The following is a 16,171-nucleotide window of genomic DNA, read 5'->3' as shown; positions in this document are numbered from 1 at the left end:
GCTCCTAGGCCCACTTGGCCTGGAGGAGGTTGATACCGGGATACGGCTGTGCCCTTATCCCGCTGAGCTGCTTGGGGTTCCAGGCCGTCATCAGCTCGTTGTGGACGACCGGGTAGAGCACCGCCTGCTCGGCGACGATGTCGATGTAGTCCTGGACCATCGTCTTCTTCTTCTCGGCGTCCGGCTCCCGTGTCGCCCGGTCCATGTCCTTGAACAGTGCCTTGGCGACGGAGTCGTCGGCCCAGCGCGTGTACTGCATCCACAGGTTCTCGGGGCCGTAGTTGTAGTGCATGATCAGGTCGGCGTCGAGGCCGAACTGGTTGGGGTTCGAGGCGGCGGCGACGACCTGGTAGTCCTGCTTCTGGTCCATCTTGGTGAAGACGGCGGTCGTCTCCTGCGGGGACAGGGTCGTCCTGACCCCGACGGCGTCCCAGGACGCCTTGACGGTCGGCAGACAGTCCACGATCCAGCTCACGTTCACGGCCAGGATCTCGATCTCGAGACCGCTGACCCCGGCCGCCTTCAGCAGCGCCTTCGCCTTGTCGGGGTCGTAGTCGTAGACCGTCTTCGCGCGCCGGTAGCTGGGGTTGCCCTCGTTGAGGAAGGAGCTCGACGCCTTCCCATGCCCCTTGAGAGCCACCTCGATCATCTTGCCGGTGTCGATGGCGTAGTGCAGGGCCTGACGGACACGGACGTCGTCGAACGGCTTGTGGTTGGTGTTGAACATCAGGAACAGGTTGTTCATCCCGGCACCGCCGGCGACGGTGAGCCCGCCGCTCTCCAGCTGCTGGATGTTGGCGTACGGGATGTTGTCGGCGATCTCCGCACCCGCACTCGCCCCGGAGATCCGGGCCACGCGCGGCGCCGCGTCCACGATCGTCAGCCAGTTCATCTTCCTGAAGGCGGGCTTGCGCGGGCCGTTGTAGTCGGCGAACGCCTCGAAAGTCGTGTTGGACTTCGGATGGTGCGCGGTCTGCCGGTACGGCCCCGAGCCGATCGCCCTGCCTTTGATGGCGTCCTCCCAGGCACCCGGCTGGGAGAACACGTGCTTCGGCATGATCTTGGCGAGGGTGAGCCGTGAAAGCCCGTCCGGGAAGGGGAACTTGAGCACCAGCTCGACGTTCTGCGCGTCGACCTTGCGTACTTCCTTCAGCCAGCTGGCGAAGAACCCCTTGGCGAGGGTCTGGGTGTCCGGGTCGAGGATCCGGTCGAAGACGAAGACCACGTCATCGGCGGTGACGGGCTTCCCGTCGTGGAACTTCGCCCCCGCGCGCAGGGTGAACTTCCAGGTGGTGGCGTTCGGGTCGGCCGGCACCTGGGTGGCGAGGGCGGCGTACGGCTCCCGGGAGATCGGGTCGGTGTCCAGCAGCCCCTCGTAGATGTGGTTGTTGGCGGCCATGCAGAACGCGGACGCCGTCTGGGTGGGGTCCCAGCTGCCGTCGTTGCCGTAGCCGATCACCGCGGTCAGCGTCCTGTCCCGGCCACCGCCCTCGCCGGTCTCGTTCGTGGACTGAGGCCCCGACGAACAGGCCGACAACGACGCGGAGACGGCGGCGGCCGCGCCCAGCGCGCCGGTGTACTTCAGGAACGACCGGCGGTGCAGCGCCGGCACGTCGTGGGTCACGTCGCGCACGGGTCCTCCAGCGAGGGATACGAGGGATGCGTTGGATGCGTCGTGCCCCGGTGAGGAGATACGACGTCCTACGTCCTCCCGGTCAGCGCGACCATAGGTGGGGTGATGGGGGCGGTCAAGGGATCTCACACGAATGGCGCATCTGCCACAGGTCGGACCAATGGTGCTGTGAAATGGCGCGAGTTGACCCCCTGTCAGGTCGGCGAACCGCGGACATGGGACGTGGGACGTCCAGGTGCGCGTACGATGCGCCGCATGCCCGGGCAGCCCAGGAACAGTCGTACGTCCGAGGAGCCGGAGTCCAGGAACAGCCGGATCCAGCGCCAGGTCATGCAGCTGATCATCGACCGCCGGCTCCAGGCGGGCGCGCTGCTGCCCACCGAGGCCGAGCTCATGGACGACCTCGGCGTCAGCCGCAACTCCGTCCGCGAGGCGCTCAAGGCCCTCCAGGCCCTCGACATCGTGGAGATCAGGCACGGTTACGGGACGTATGTCGGCCAGGCCTCCCTCACGCCGCTGATCGACGGGCTGACCTTTCGCACGCTGGTCCGGCACGACCGCGACGACTCGGGGGCGCTGGCCGAGATCCTTCAGGTGCGGGAGGTGCTGGAGGAGGGGCTGATCCGGCGGGTGGCGGCGACCGTGACAGAGGTCGAGCTGGATCGGCTGGAGGCGGTGGTGTCGCGGATGGAGGTCGCGGGGCGTGCGGGGCGGCCCTTTCCCGACCTGGACCGTGAGTTCCATGAGCTGCTGTACGCCTCGCTCGGGAACGATCTCGTGCCGCAGCTGCTGGCCGCGTTCTGGACGGTGTTCCGGCGGGTCAACGGCGCCCGGGGGCGCCCCGAGGATCCGTCTCCCGCGCTGACCGCCCGTTGGCACCGTGACATCGTGACCGCGTTGCGTGCGCGGGACGTGCAGGGGGCGCAGCGGGCGATGACCGTACATTTCCACGGCATCGCAACCCGCACGGCGACCCCCGACTGACGTTCCTTCGCCCCCGCCGCCCCTACCCGTCCCATCCCTGGGGGCTGCGCCCCCAGGCCCCCGCTGTCGGCCCTGCGGGCCTCGTCCTCAAACGCCGGACGGGCTGATATCCAGCCCCTCCGGCGTTTGAGGAGCGGGGTCTGGGGCGGAGCCCCAGAAGGATGGGACGGGTAGGGGCGGCGGGGGCGAGGCAAAACGGGGCGGTGGTGTTCGTCAGGAATCGAGAAGCGGCGCCCCCGGCCCACGGCTAGCGTGACGGACATGGACATCTCGATTCACGCCAGCTTCCTCCCGCACGACGACCCGGAGGCGTCTCTCGCCTTCTACCGCGACGCCCTCGGCTTCGAGGTCCGCACCGACGTCGGCCAGGGCAAAATGCGCTGGATCACGGTCGGCCCCGCCGGCCAACCCGCCATGTCCATCCTCCTCGCACCCCCCGCCGCGGACCCCGGCATCACCGACGACGAACGCCGCACCATCGCCGAGATGATGGCCAAGGGAACCTACGGCTGGATCCTCCTGGCCACCGCGGACGTCGACGACACGTTCGAGAAGGTGCAGGCGAGCGGCGCCGAGGTCGTCCAGGAGCCCACGGACCAGCCGTACGGCATCCGCGACTGCGCGTTCCGCGACCCCGCGGGCAACCTGATCCGCATCCAGGCCCGAAGCTGAGCACTCACTCACCTGTAGATGGAGAGACGATGACCGCGCCGCACATCGCCGACAGCCACGACCTGATCCGGGTGCACGGCGCTCGCGAGAACAACCTCAAGGACGTCAGCATCGAGATCCCGAAGCGCCGTCTGACGGTGTTCACCGGAGTCTCCGGCTCGGGCAAGAGCTCGCTCGTCTTCGACACGATCGCCGCCGAGTCGCAGCGGCTGATCAACGAGACGTACAGCGCCTTCCTGCAGGGGTTCATGCCGAACCTCGCCCGCCCCGAGGTCGACGTACTCGACGGCCTGACGACAGCGATCACGGTCGACCAGCAGCGCATGGGGTCCGACCCGCGTTCCACCGTCGGCACCGCCACCGACGCCAACGCGATGCTGCGCATCCTCTTCAGCCGCCTCGGCAAACCGCACATCGGCCCGCCCGCCGCGTACTCCTTCAACGTCGCCTCGGTCTCGGCGAGCGGCGGCTTCACCGTCGACCGGGGTGCCGAGAAGACCAGGACCGAGAAGGTCTCCTTCAGCCGCACCGGCGGCATGTGCACCCACTGCGAGGGCCGCGGCACGGTCTCCGACATCGACCTCACGCAGCTCTTCGACGACTCCAAGTCGCTGTCCGAGGACCCGTTCACCATTCCCACCTACACCGGGGACGGCTGGGTGGTCCGGGTCATCGCCGAGTCCGGGTTCTTCGACAAGGAGAAGCCGATCCGGAAGTACACGAAGAAGGAGCGGCACGACTTCCTCTACCGCGAGCCCACCAAGGTCAAGATCAACGGTGTCAACCTCACCTACGAGGGCCTGATCCCGAAGCTCCAGAAGACCTTCCTGTCCAAGGACCGCGAGTCGATGCAGCCGCACATCCGGGCCTTCGTGGACCGTGCGGTCACCTTCGCCCGGTGTCCCGACTGCGACGGCACCCGGCTCAGCGAGCTCGCCCGCTCCTCCAGGATAGGCAGGATCAACATCGCCGACGCCTGTGCGATGGAGATCCGCGATCTGGCCGAGTGGGTCCGGAAGCTGAAGGAGCCCTCCGTGGCGCCGCTGCTCGCCAAGCTTCAGCACACCCTCGACTCGTTCGTGGAGATCGGCCTCGGCTATCTCTCGCTGGACCGGGCCTCCGGCACGCTCTCCGGCGGCGAGGCGCAGCGCACCAAGATGATCCGCCACCTCGGGTCCTCGCTCACCGACGTGACGTACGTCTTCGACGAGCCGACCATCGGACTGCACCCGCACGACATCCAGCGCATGAACAACCTGCTGCTGCGCCTGCGCGACAAGGGCAACACCGTGCTGGTCGTCGAGCACAAGCCGGAGACGATCGCCATCGCCGACCATGTCGTGGACCTCGGTCCCGGCGCCGGAACGGCGGGCGGCACCGTCTGCTTCGAGGGCACTCTGGAGGGACTGCGGAAGAGCGACACCGTCACCGGGCGTCATCTCGGTGACCGGGCCGCGGTGAAGGAGACCGTCCGCAAGGCCACCGGCACGCTCCCGATCCGCGGCGCGACGGCGAACAACCTCCGACACGTCGACGTCGACGTCCCGCTCGGCGTGCTCACCGTCGTCACCGGTGTCGCCGGCTCCGGGAAGAGCTCCCTCGTGCACGGCTCGATCCCCGCCGAGGAGGGCGTGGTCTCGGTCGACCAGACCCCGATCCGCGGCTCCCGGCGCAGCAACCCGGCCACGTACACCGGGCTGGCCGACCCGATCCGCAAGGCCTTCGCCAAGGCCAACGGCGTGAAGCCGGCCCTGTTCAGCGCCAACTCCGAGGGCGCCTGCCCCACCTGCAACGGCGCCGGTGTCATCTACACCGACCTGGCGATCATGCAGAGTGTCGCCACCACCTGCGAGGACTGCGAGGGCAAGCGGTTCGAGGCGTCGGTGCTGGAGTACCGTCTCGGCGGCCGGGACATCAGCGAGGTGCTCGCGATGCCGGTGACCGAGGCCGAGGAGTTCTTCCGCGCCGGCGAGGCCCGCACCCCGGCCGCCCACAAGATCCTGGAGCGGATGGCGGACGTCGGCCTCGGCTACCTCACCCTCGGCCAGCCGTTGACCACCCTGTCCGGCGGTGAGCGCCAGCGGCTGAAACTGGCCACGCACATGGCCGACAAGGGCGGCGGCCGACAGGTCTTCGTACTCGACGAGCCGACGACCGGCCTCCACCTCGCCGACGTCGAGCAGTTGCTCGGTCTCCTCGACCGGCTCGTCGACTCCGGCAAGTCGGTCATCGTCATCGAGCACCACCAGGCCGTCATGGCGCACGCCGACTGGATCATCGACCTCGGCCCCGGCGCCGGCCACGACGGCGGCAGGGTCGTCTTCGAGGGCACCCCCGCCGACCTCGTCGCCGAGCGCTCCACCCTCACCGGTGAGCACCTCGCGGCCTACGTCGGCGGCTGACCGCGATGTGTCTCACCACGACACCGGTGATGGCCCTCCTCTCCTCCCGCGCCCGCGAGAGCCGGACGCGGGAGTGGACGAGGTGGGAGACGGCCCGGGAAGATACGGGTGTGCGATCCAGCCACCCGTCCTCGACCTCGACGTCGGAGGAACAGCGTCTGCGCACCCTCGTCGCGCTGCGCCGCGTCCGTGACCGGATGGACCGGGAGTACGCGCAGCCGCTGGACGTCGAGGCCCTCGCGCGGGGCGTGCACATGTCGGCCGGGCACCTCAGCCGCGAGTTCAAGGCCGCCTACGGCGAGTCCCCGTACGGCTATCTGATGACGCGGCGCATCGAGCGCGCGACGGCGCTGCTGCGCCGCGGCGACCTCAGCGTCACCGAGGTGTGCTTCGAGGTCGGCTGCTCGTCGCTGGGCACCTTCAGTACGCGGTTCACCGAGCTGGTCGGGATGTCGCCGAGTGCCTACCGGCGGCAGGCGGCCGACGCCACTGCGGACGCGACGGCCGGGATCCCGGCGTGCGTGGCGAAGCAGGTGACCAGGCCCTTGCGGAAGCGGGAGGCCCCGTTCAGCCTGGCGGCCGCGGTCAACGGAGCGATGCCGGTCGGCGAGCCGTAGACACGGTGACTCGTTCCTCTCCCCCGCCGCCCCTACCCGTCCCATCCTTCTGGGGCGCCGCCCCAGACCCCGCTCCTCGAACGCCGGAGGGGCTGAGTACTTCAGCCCGTCCGGCGTTCGAGGACGAGGACCGGGGGGCGAAGGAAGGCCGGTATGTGCGGTGGTGCCTCAGGTGAGGGTTTCCGCCAGGAGTTCGGCCGTCTCGACGATCAGGGCGTGGTCCGGTGCGGCGTCCTGCTCCGGCTTCGTCGTCTGGACGACCAGGACGAGCGGGGTGCCGTCGTCGGTCCAGGCGATCCCGGCGTCGTTGTTGGTGCCGTAGGAACCACCGCCCGTCTTGTCGGCGAGCGCCCAGGACTCGGGCAGGGCGGCGCGGAAGCGGTTGACGCTGGTGGTGTTGTTCAGCAGCCACTGGGTGAGGCGGTCGCGGTCGGGCCGGTTCAGGGCGTCGCCGAGGACCAGACGCGCGTACGTCCGCCCGATCGCACGCGGGGTCGTGGTGTCCGTGCGACGCCACGGCTCGGCCGAGTTGAGGTCCGGCTCCCAGCGGTCGAGGCGGGTCACCGGGTCGCCGAGGGAGCGGGCGAAACGGGTGATCGCGCGGGGGCCGCCGAGTTCGCGCAGAAGGAGGTTGCCGGCCGTGTTGTCGCTGAAGCGGATGGCCGCGTCGGCGAGTTCGGCGACGGTCATCCCGGTGGCGATGTGGTCCTCGGTGATGTCGGAGTTCTCCACCACGTCGTCCGCCGTGTAGTGGATCCGCTTGCCGAGCACCTCGCCGTCCTGGTCGAGGTCGCGCAGTACGGCAGCGGCGGCGAGGGTCTTGAACAGGGAGCAGACCGGGAAGCGCTCGTCGGCACGGTGCTGGACGGTCCGCCTGGTGGCGAGGTTGTGGGCGAACACGCCCAGACGGGCGCCGTGCCGGACCTCCAGCTCGCGGAGGCGGTCGGTGGTGGCGTGGGCCGGGGCGCCGGCGAGGAGCGCGGCGGCGGTGGCGGTACCTGCGGTCAGCAGGGTGCGGCGGCCTAAGATCTCGGTCTCCTTCGTTCGGATTTCGGCTGACGGGTGGTGACGATCTCTTCAGTGATCGACGCCGTATGTCATTCCTTGGTTGCGGCGCCGTAGACCATCGGCCGACGGCGGTCCGGGTCCGCGCTCGCGACAGTGGCCGTATGGACCGTATGGAGAACACCACGGGGATCAGCAGGGCGGGGTTTCTGGCGGGGGCGGCGGCCGCCGGACTGGCGGGGGCGGTGCTGCCCGCGGGGCAGGCAGCGGGGCAGTCCGCGGCGACGGCGCGCGAGCCGGAGCGCGGGGGCAAGGGGCTGAAGCGCAGGGGCGTCGTCTACACCGTCGGCGCGGGCGAGACGCCCGGCACCGCGTGGAGCGCCGCCCGGATGCGCGAGGACGTCCGGGCCATCCGCGACGACCTGCACGCCGACACCCTCGACGTCACCGGCGACGGCGTCGACCGCCTCGTCGCCACCGCATCCGAGGCCGCCGAGCGCGGGCTGCACGTCTGGCTCCAGCCGACCCTCGGGGACGTGCCCGAGCGGGAGATCCTGGAGAGCATCGCCGAGTGCGGGCGGTTCGCGGAACGGCTGCGGCGGCAGGGCGCGAGCGTCGACTTCAGTGTGGGCTGCGAGTTCTGGCTGTTCGTGCCGGGGATCATCCCCGGTGAGACGGTTCTGGAGCGTGTCGAGAACCTCCAGAAGGGCACGGTCGACATGGCGAGGATGCAGCGCCGTCTGGCCCGTTTCACCGCGAAGGCGGCGAAGGTCGGCCGCTCCGTCTTCCACGGCCGCCTCAGCTACGCAGCCGCCCAGGACGAGGAGTTCGAACCGGTCGACTGGCACCTCTTCGACGTCATCGGCATCGACTACTACTCCTACTTCCCCCAACACGCGGACTACGTACGGGAGTTGCGCCGCTACCTGCGCTGGGGCAAACCCCTGGCCATCACCGAGTTCGGCACGTGCGCGTACGTCGGAGCGCCGGAGGCGGGCGGCATGGGCTGGAACATCGTCGACTACACGAAGGAGCCGAACGAGATCAAGGGCCACGTCGTCCGCAGCGAGCGCACCCAGGCCGCCTACCTGGGCGATCTGCTGGACGTCTTCGAGTCGATGGGGCTGTACGCGGCGATGGCCTTCGAGTTCGTCACCCCGGACGCCCCGCACCGCCCCGACAGCCCGCGCCACGACCTGGACCTGGCGAGCTACGCCATCACCAAGCCGATCAAGGACCGCCCCGACGACCCGGCCTCCGGCTGGCACTGGGAGCCGAAGGAGGCCTTCCACGCGGTGGCCCGCCGCTACGGCCGACGGGCGTAGCCCCCCGCCCGGGAGGACCATGTCCCTGGGAGGTGCGCTCATGGACTGGACCCTGGAAGTGATCGTCGTGCCGGTCACGGACCTGGACCGCGCCAAGGCCTTCTACGTCGACCAGTGCGGTTTCCGCGCGGAGATCGACGCGCCCTTCTTCGAGGGCGTCGGCCGCTTCGTCCAGCTCACTCCGCCCGGCTCCCGCTGCTCCGTCGTGCTGGAGTCCGGCATGCCCCCATCGCCCGGACAGCCACGGATGGCCCCCGGCTCGATGAGGGGGCTCCAGCTCTGTGTCACCGACATCGAGGGCGCCAGGGCCGAGCTGACCGGACGCGGCGTCGAGGTGACCCCCGTGATGCATGTGAGCGCGTCCGGATGGGCGGAGGGCCGGGGCGAGGCCGGCTGGAACTGCTTCCTCTTCTTCCAGGACCCCGACGGCAACGGCTGGGCAGTCCAGGAGGCCCCGGCCTCACTGGCCGAACGCTGACCGGTCGCGGTGCGCCACCGCGTGAGGCCGGCGACGGCAGGCGGCACCTCGCCATGGCCGCCTGCCGTCGCCGGTCCGTGCCGGGGTCTCGTCGGGCGTGCCCGGCCCGGTGCCGCTACTTGCAGTAGTGGTCCTCGGCAGGTCGCTGGCCCGTCGCCAGGAAGCGGGAGACGGTCGCGTCGCCGCACGCGTTGCCGTTCTCCAGGTAGGCGCCATGGCCGGTGGAGTTCACGGTGACCATGACGGCCCGTCGGCCGAGGGCCTCGCGCATCTTCAGGGCGCCGCTCAGCGGAGTGGCCACGTCCCGCTCGTTCTGCACCATCAGGACGTTGGAGGGTCCGTGGTCGGTCACCCGGGGCGGCGCCTCGCTCGGCTGCCACTGCCAGGCGGCGCAGACCATGGCGTTCCTCGGCATGCCGGCGGTCAGCGGGTACTTCGCCCGGCTCTCTGCGACACCCTTCTCGTACACCGCGGCCGACCTCGGCCAGGCGGCGTCGTTGCAGATGGTCGCGGCGCCGACCGCCACGTAGTTCTGCAGCAGCGCCTCCGGCGGGTTCGCCGGTGCCGGTGGCAGCTCGCCGGCCTCGGCGGCCAGCATCTGCTTCGCCAGCACCGGGTAGTCCTCGGGGTCGTACAGGCTGTCCAGCATCGTCTGGCGCAGCCCGTTGCCGTCCAGCTGCGCCGGGTTGCCGCCGGGCCAGGGGAGGGGCTCGCGGTCCAGGCGGGCGGCGAGGGCGAGGAAGCGCGAGCGGACCCCGGCCGGGGTGCCGGCGACGCGGTCGGGGTTGCCGGGCCTGGAGGCCCACTTGGCGAACTCGGGGAAGTTGTCCTCGACGCCCGCCTCGAACGACTCCAGCCAGGCGCGCTCCGCCCGCACGGGGTCGGGGTTGTCGTTGCTGTCCAGCACGATCCGGTCGGTGCGGTGCGGGAACAGCGTGGCGAAGGTGGCGCCGATGTAGGTGCCGTACGAGTCCCCCCAGGCGGACAGCTTGCGCTCGCCGAGCGCGGCTCGGATGCTGTCGACGTCGCGGGCGTTGTTCTTGGTGCTGATGTGCTTCATCAGCTCACCGCCGTTGCGGGCGCAGGCGTCCGAGATGCGCCGGGCGGTGGCCATGTTCTCGGTGACGGAGCCGTCCGGGGCGGGCCAGGGGCGCAGGGCCGTGCGTGCGAGGTCACGCTGCTCGACGTCACAACTGACCGGCGTGGAGGGCGCGTTGCCGCGCGGGGCGAACCCGATCAGGTCGTAGGCCTCCCGCACATCCTTCGGCAACCGCTGCCCCTTGTCCGAGGGTTCCGCGAGGCTGTCCCCGCCGGGCCCACCGGGGATGATCAGCAGCGCGCCCCGACGGGCGGACGGCTTCTCGCTGGGGATGCGGGAGACGGCGATGTCGATCCGCTCGCCACCCGGATCGGAGTAGTCCATCGGTACGGACACGGTCGCGCACCGCTGGCGCGGATCGAGCCCCTCGCCCTCGCACTCGCCCCACTTCAGGGGCGCGGGCGCGCCGGTCGCGGACGCGGTGAGCGGGGTGACGAGCCCGAAGACGACTCCGGAGGCGGCGGCGATCAGGGCGGCACTCTTCGTGATCTGCTTCATGCACAGCAGCCTGGCCGAGATTGACGGAACGTCACATCCCGGTAACTCCCGTATGAGGGCGGGGGATTACCCCCGACTCTCTCCTGCCCCGGTCCTCACCTACCCCCGGCCCTGTCCCATCCCTGACCCCAACCCCAGTCTCATGATGAGCCGGTCCTCCCCGGGCCCCAGATAGTCCCTGCGCACCCCGCCCTCGGCGGCGAACCCCAGCGACCGGTACAGCATGATCGCCGCCGCGTTCGTCGGCTCCACCGTCAGCCGCACCTCGTGCACCCGCTCCCTGCGCAGCTGCCGCAGCACCTCCAGCATCAGCCGCTTGCCCAGCCCCCGCCCCCGCTGGTCCGCGCTGACGGCCAGGCTCAGCACCCATGTCACATAGCCGTCCGAGGTGGTGACGAAGAGGACGTACCCGTGCAGGCACTCCCCGTCGTCCAGGACGAGGACGCGGTCGCCGTGGACGTCCAGGTGCTGGCGCAGTACGAAGTAGGGGTACGGGTCCTCCGGAAAGACCTCCCTGTCCACGCGCAGGAGCTCGGGCAGATCCGCCTCGGTGACGCCCCTCATGGTCAACGGCCGATCACTGCTGTCGGCGAAGAACGCCTGGTCGGAGCGGCGACTCAGCGCAGGGAAACGTTCCTCCGGCATAGCCATCAACTGCCCCCTATGTGATGGATTGGAGTCACTCGTGCGGGTGAGCACCCGTTGCCTGCCGTTTCAGGCGCTCGGTTCGAGATCAGCCCATGGTTGAGCAGGGCGATTCCGCGGAACAAGAGCGCGAGGGTGTTATGCCTCGACGCGCTCCCAGTGCGCCTTCTTTTGGTACCGTGAGTGAATGACCCAGAGATCGTCGGGGGACGTCCAGTTGAAGAACAAAGATGTGCGCTGGGCGGCGTTCGACCCGATCGCCTACGTTGATCACAACTACCGCGACTTACAGGCAGAGGACGCGGAGATCCTGAACATGATCCGGGATCATTTCGGCGATCATTTCCGGAAGCAGGGCGTCGGCCCGGTTTCCGGTATCGACGTAGGCGCCGGTGCCAATCTCTATCCCGCACTCGCGATGCTGCCGTGGTGCGACGAGATCACCCTCTTCGAGCGCTCACCCGCGAACGTCGCCTACCTCACCCGCCAGGTCGACTCCTACGACCCGAACTGGGACCAGTTCTGGGACGTCCTGTGCGAGTCCGAGGCGTACAACTCCCTTGGTGTGGACCCGCGTGAGAGATTCCACAAGGTCGTCTCGGTCGAGCAGGGTGACCTCTTCCAGCTGGCGGGGTACAAGCGCCAGTGGTCCATGGGGACCATGTTCTTCGTCGCCGAGTCGATGACCACCTCCCACCAGGAGTTCTCACTCGGCGTCGAGCGCTTCATGCGCGCGCTGGCCCCCGGCGCCCCCTTCGCTGCCGCCTTCATGGAACATTCGAAGGGGTATCACACGGGTGACCATTTCTTCCCGGCGTGTGACGTGGGAGAATCCGAGGTGCGCGCGAGTCTTGAGGCATTCGCGGGTGACTTTAAGGTGCAACGACTGGAATCCGCGGCAGAGTTGCGCGACGGATATTCGGGAATGATCGTCGCCTGCGGTTGGCGGAATTCGGATGCGCTCATTCCGCTCGGCTGACGCGTTCGGCCGGGCGGTGAAACTTCACAACAGCACAGCGATATTCCTCAAATGATGGCAGTGCGGCCTGTGTGAGGGGCATGGGATGCAGATCAAGCCACGCCAGCATCTGCTGGACATCTGGCAGGCGGTGGCCCGCCACTCTTTCGACGGGGGAGAGTGGGCGTGGGGCGACTGGGGCGGACAGAGCAGTGTGGCCGACGCCGAGCGGCTGCTCTGCCTGCTGTACCCGGCCACCGAGATCCCCGCCTTCCGGCTGGACGACCCGGACACCACACAGGAGGACGTCCAGCAGGTCCTCAAGAGAGCCGGCGGACGGCTGGAGGTCCCGGCCAACCTCGTCACGGCCGCCGCCGACTTCATGCGGACGCACACCGGTGACGACAAGAGGCCGACGTTCGCCGGGGGTTACTACTTCGGATCCGCCGACAAGACCAAGGAAGTCACCGAGGAACAACGCCAGCTCGGCGTGACCGACTCGTTCTCCATGTCGATCACCCTGTGCCTGGCCACGCTCGGCTTCCTCAAGGTCTACGAGACCAGGACCCGGCGCAGCGACATCAAGGAGACCATCTCCGACCTGCGCCAGGCCACCAGCAACCGGCTCACCGCCGCCATGGTGAGCCTGCTGCGCTCCTTCACCGTCAATGTCTTCGACACCGACGCCCCCCAGGGCCGTACGCTCTGTGAACTCCTCGGCCAGGGACGGCTGTCGCAGCGGCAGGTGCTGAGCAAGTTCCAGAACCGTTTCCGCTGGCTGCGCGCGGCGCTCAACGAAAGTGTCTTCCTCGGGATCGACGTCCAGGAAGGACTCAAGGACGAGAGCCAGCTCTTCGAGTGCGGCTGGGCGTGGAGCATGGTCAAGGGCGCCCCCGAGATCGAGACCAGCGAACCCATCGGGCCGCAGCCCGAGGGCGTCGCGGGCGCCGTGCCGTACCTGTACTTCACCGTGGTCGCCCTCGACGGTATCCAGGACCTGTTCTCCGACCGCACCCTCACCCTCGGCCTGCTCAACACCGAGCAGCAGAAGCTCGCCGAGGCGCTCCGGCTGCGGTGGGAGCTGACCCAGCAGTACTGGTCCGGCATCGCCCGCTTCGAGGACGACCGCTGGCCCCTGGAGGACATTCCCTGGCGTACGACGGGACAGAAGCTGGAGTCCGCGTACTTCTCCCTCTCCGTCGCCGCCATCCTCGTGCACGACCTGATGCGGCGCCGCGCCACCGACGACGACCTGTCCCGGACCGTCGGCATCATGGAACGCCTCGCCGAGCGCGGCCGCATCACCAGCCGGATGACGCGCGACGACCCCATGGTCCACGAGCTGCACAACGTGGGCGTCGCCCTGCCGTTGCAGGGCAGCGAGCGGCTCGGCCCGCCGTTGACGTGGTCCATGACCGACTTCTCGGCGCAGCTGCTGAAGCGGACCGTCCAGCTGTGCACGCTGTCGCGCAACCTCTCCTCGCACGACCGGCTGCTCAGACTCGCCGAGGACATCTTCGACCACATGTGGCGGCGCCGCATCCGGGACGGCGAGGGCGTCGGCCTGTGGGACAACGTCCACGCCGCCTATCCCGAGGCGGAGATCCTCAAGCGGCGCGTGCCGGTGTCGTGGAGCATCACCGAACGGGTGACCGAGGTGATGGTCCAGGCGCACGAGATGTACCGGCAGCCCCCGATCCGCAGCCTCGAACTCACCGAACTGGCAAGGGCGTTGCTCAGCGAGTCCGCCCACCTGCTGGGCAACGAACAGATGGAACCCGCGCCGACGGACTCCGGCCGGCACGGGATGGAGATCAGGAACATCGAGGTCAAGTTGCGCCGCGCCCGCAGCCTCGTGGACGAACAGCCGGGTACGGCCTACGCGTTGACGCTCGACGTGCTGGGACAGCTCGACTCGCTCGCCCGCGCCCGCGAGGCCGCGGACCGGGGAGTGTGAACCGTGCTGATCTTCGCCGCCTCCGACAAGGGAGGCACGGGCCGCTCCGTGACCAGTGCCAACCTCGCCTACCACCGGGCGCTGGCCGGGGACGACGTCTGCTACCTCGACTTCGACTTCGGCTCGCCCACCGCGGCGGCCGTCTTCGACGTGGCCGACGCCCGCCAGGCCACCGAGGACCGCGGCCTGCACGCCTATCTGACCGGCGAGGTCAGCGAACCGGCCCGGATCGACGTCTGGGCCGACACCGAGCACCAGGTGCTGCGCTTCCCGCCGCCCGGCTGCGGCCGGCTGGTGCTGATGCCCGGCGACGTCAGCGGCGGCGAGTTCGCCACCAGCGACGACAACCTGCGCCGCTGCGTCGACCTGCTGATGACGCTGTACTACGAGTTCGACCTGGTCGTCGTCGACCTCAGCGCCGGCCGCTCCTACGCCGTCGACATGGCCCTGGAAGCCACCGCACAGCCCGAGATGCGCGACGTCACGGCCCGCTGGCTGGTCTTCCACCGCTGGACCCGCCAGCATGTGGCGGCCGCCGCCAGCCTGGTCTTCGGCAAGCGCGGCATCGTCGCCGGCGGCGCCGACCGAGGCCACGACGAAGAGGCGCTGCGCAACTCCATCCGCTTCGTGCGGGCCGCCGTACCCGACCCCGAATCCCCCCTCTGGTCCCAGGTCTCGCCCACCCAGTCGGCGTGGATGCGCAAGGCCGACGGCGACCTCAAGCAGCTCGCCTCCACCCACGGCATCGGCTACAGCCAGGTCCTCGGCTCAGTCCCCCTCGAACCGGTCCTCCAGTGGCGGGAGCAGCTCATCACCGACGAGGACGTGCTCGACAGCCAGATCGCCAACGAGGCGACCTGGCAGGCGCTGAGCCGGCTCGCCGTACGGCTGACCGACGACAAGTACTGGGAGGAGGTATGACCGACACCGCCTTCCGGGAGACCACCGCCGAGCCCGTCACCAAGTCCGTGCCGCTCGCCCACCTCTCCCTGGAGCTCGGCCACCTCTACATGGAGGACTTCGAGGCGGGCCCCAAGCGGCTGGGCGAGCACTTCGCCGAGGTACGGGTCTGGGCGGACGCGGTACGCGCCTCGGCCGCCCGCCGCAGCAAGCGCCCACGCATCAGCACCTGCTTCTTGATCGACGACTACTTCACCCGCTTCTCCACCCCGGCCGAGCTGATCCCGATGATCCTCAAGGAGGCTGAGAAGGCCGGCCTGGTCATCGACTACCTGGCCCGCGAGTCGAGCTGCGCGGTCGCCGACCGCATAGAACTGGCGGAATCGGTCATGCACCGCCTCGTCGAGTCACCGCCCCCCGGCAGCTACGGCTCCCGCCCACCCGTCAGCCAGACCGGCTGGCTCCCCAACGGCCAGCGCACCCCCTCGACGTCCCGCAGCGCCCTCGGCGCGGTCAAGGGCTGGGAACCGCCCCAGGAGACCGCGGCCCGCAACCACTCGGTCTTCATGGACGTCGAGCTGTGGTCCGAGAAGGACGGACGCCGGCTGTGGTCCTGCCCTTTCCTGGCGGCCGTATGGCAACTGGCCCGGCTCGGCCTGTTACGGCACCTGGGCGAGCCCGTGCTGGTCCCGACGGACTGGGAGGGCGAGGACTTCCCGCACGACTGGGACCGGCTGCCCCCGCTGACCAGGCTCACCGACACCAAGGCGGCCTTCAGCGCCTACCGCACCTGCACCCTGATGCCGAACCGCTTCCTCGCCGTCGAGGACGCCGTACGGCTCATCCTCGACCAGACGGACGTCGACGCCGGGGCGCTCCGACAGGTCGCCGAGCGGTCGGCGGCCGAGGGGATGCCGGTCCCGGCTGCGGTCGCCCAGCGCGCCACGTACGTCTTCTACGAGGAGCCCGGCGACTCCTCCGAGGCCGAGGAGACCTGA

General features: G+C 69.5%; 15 protein-coding genes. 11 read left to right on the top strand and 4 right to left on the bottom strand.

Annotated features, from left to right (window positions below; genetic code table 11):
* Positions 1 to 4: 4 nt before the first annotated feature.
* Positions 5 to 1,633: an ABC transporter substrate-binding protein gene (locus ACZ4UU_RS12965; RefSeq protein ID WP_468039315.1), complete on the bottom strand. Its 1,629-nt coding sequence runs from the start codon at positions 1,631 to 1,633 to the stop codon at positions 5 to 7.
* 255 nt (positions 1,634 to 1,888) lie between these two features.
* Here ACZ4UU_RS12965 and ACZ4UU_RS12960 point away from each other — a divergent pair, with 255 nt between their 5' ends.
* The 4 genes from ACZ4UU_RS12960 to ACZ4UU_RS12945 all read left to right on the top strand — a co-directional run bounded on the left by ACZ4UU_RS12960 (position 1,889) and on the right by ACZ4UU_RS12945 (position 6,308).
* Positions 1,889 to 2,617 (top strand): FadR/GntR family transcriptional regulator, encoded by a 729-nt coding sequence (locus ACZ4UU_RS12960; RefSeq protein WP_468039313.1) that lies wholly within the window; start codon positions 1,889 to 1,891, stop codon positions 2,615 to 2,617.
* A 261-nt stretch (positions 2,618 to 2,878) separates the two neighbouring features.
* Positions 2,879 to 3,289: a VOC family protein gene (locus tag ACZ4UU_RS12955; RefSeq protein WP_468039311.1), complete on the top strand. Its 411-nt coding sequence runs from the start codon at positions 2,879 to 2,881 to the stop codon at positions 3,287 to 3,289.
* A gap of 29 nt (positions 3,290 to 3,318) precedes the next feature.
* Positions 3,319 to 5,691 (top strand): ATP-binding cassette domain-containing protein, encoded by a 2,373-nt coding sequence (locus ACZ4UU_RS12950; RefSeq protein WP_468039309.1) that lies wholly within the window; start codon positions 3,319 to 3,321, stop codon positions 5,689 to 5,691.
* A 197-nt stretch (positions 5,692 to 5,888) separates the two neighbouring features.
* The gene (locus ACZ4UU_RS12945; protein WP_468040177.1) at positions 5,889 to 6,308 is read left to right on the top strand and encodes a helix-turn-helix transcriptional regulator; all 420 of its coding nucleotides are present in this window, start codon (positions 5,889 to 5,891) and stop codon (positions 6,306 to 6,308) included.
* A gap of 168 nt (positions 6,309 to 6,476) precedes the next feature.
* Here the strand turns inward: ACZ4UU_RS12945 and bla are convergent, their stop codons facing one another.
* A complete protein-coding gene (bla, locus tag ACZ4UU_RS12940) occupies positions 6,477 to 7,208 on the bottom strand; it encodes a class A beta-lactamase (protein ID WP_468039307.1) in 732 nt (243 codons plus the stop codon).
* Here bla and ACZ4UU_RS12935 point away from each other — a divergent pair.
* From ACZ4UU_RS12935 to ACZ4UU_RS12925, 3 genes are all read left to right on the top strand, one after another.
* On the top strand, positions 7,197 to 7,334 hold the full coding sequence (locus tag ACZ4UU_RS12935; RefSeq protein WP_468039305.1) for a hypothetical protein: 138 nt from the start codon (positions 7,197 to 7,199) through the stop codon (positions 7,332 to 7,334). The genes bla and ACZ4UU_RS12935 overlap by 12 nt on opposite strands.
* A gap of 152 nt (positions 7,335 to 7,486) precedes the next feature.
* Positions 7,487 to 8,638 carry an abortive phage infection protein gene (locus ACZ4UU_RS12930; RefSeq protein WP_468040175.1) on the top strand — a complete coding sequence of 384 codons (1,152 nt, stop codon included), beginning with the start codon at positions 7,487 to 7,489 and terminating at the stop codon, positions 8,636 to 8,638.
* A 40-nt stretch (positions 8,639 to 8,678) separates the two neighbouring features.
* The gene (locus ACZ4UU_RS12925; protein WP_468039303.1) at positions 8,679 to 9,116 is read left to right on the top strand and encodes a VOC family protein; all 438 of its coding nucleotides are present in this window, start codon (positions 8,679 to 8,681) and stop codon (positions 9,114 to 9,116) included.
* Between the two features lie 115 nt (positions 9,117 to 9,231).
* On the opposite strand, the gene ACZ4UU_RS12920 is transcribed toward ACZ4UU_RS12925, so the two are convergent.
* Together ACZ4UU_RS12920 and ACZ4UU_RS12915 are read right to left on the bottom strand one after the other, a co-directional pair.
* Positions 9,232 to 10,713 (bottom strand): alpha/beta hydrolase, encoded by a 1,482-nt coding sequence (locus tag ACZ4UU_RS12920; RefSeq protein ID WP_468039301.1) that lies wholly within the window; start codon positions 10,711 to 10,713, stop codon positions 9,232 to 9,234.
* Positions 10,714 to 10,812: 99 nt separating this feature from the next.
* Positions 10,813 to 11,364: a GNAT family N-acetyltransferase gene (locus ACZ4UU_RS12915; protein ID WP_468039299.1), complete on the bottom strand. Its 552-nt coding sequence runs from the start codon at positions 11,362 to 11,364 to the stop codon at positions 10,813 to 10,815.
* A gap of 181 nt (positions 11,365 to 11,545) precedes the next feature.
* Here ACZ4UU_RS12915 and ACZ4UU_RS12910 point away from each other — a divergent pair, with 181 nt between their 5' ends.
* The 4 genes from ACZ4UU_RS12910 (at position 11,546) to ACZ4UU_RS12895 (ending at position 16,171) form a co-directional block, all read left to right on the top strand.
* Entirely contained in the window at positions 11,546 to 12,337 is a 792-nt protein-coding gene (locus tag ACZ4UU_RS12910) for an SCO2525 family SAM-dependent methyltransferase (RefSeq protein ID WP_468039297.1), read from the top strand.
* Between the two features lie 85 nt (positions 12,338 to 12,422).
* Complete coding sequence (locus tag ACZ4UU_RS12905) at positions 12,423 to 14,273, top strand: SCO2524 family protein (RefSeq protein ID WP_468039295.1); 1,851 nt, start codon at positions 12,423 to 12,425, stop codon at positions 14,271 to 14,273.
* 3 nt (positions 14,274 to 14,276) lie between these two features.
* The gene (locus ACZ4UU_RS12900; RefSeq protein WP_468039293.1) at positions 14,277 to 15,194 is read left to right on the top strand and encodes an SCO2523 family variant P-loop protein; all 918 of its coding nucleotides are present in this window, start codon (positions 14,277 to 14,279) and stop codon (positions 15,192 to 15,194) included.
* Positions 15,191 to 16,171, top strand: coding sequence for an SCO2522 family protein (locus ACZ4UU_RS12895; RefSeq protein WP_468039291.1), 981 nt, complete (start codon positions 15,191 to 15,193; stop codon positions 16,169 to 16,171). Before ACZ4UU_RS12900 ends, ACZ4UU_RS12895 begins: the two co-directional genes overlap by 4 nt.

Source organism: Streptomyces sp. NPDC028907 (assembly GCF_055564995.1).
Note: the sequence above shows the minus strand (reverse complement) of the source record. Positions and strands in the feature narration are given on the sequence as shown.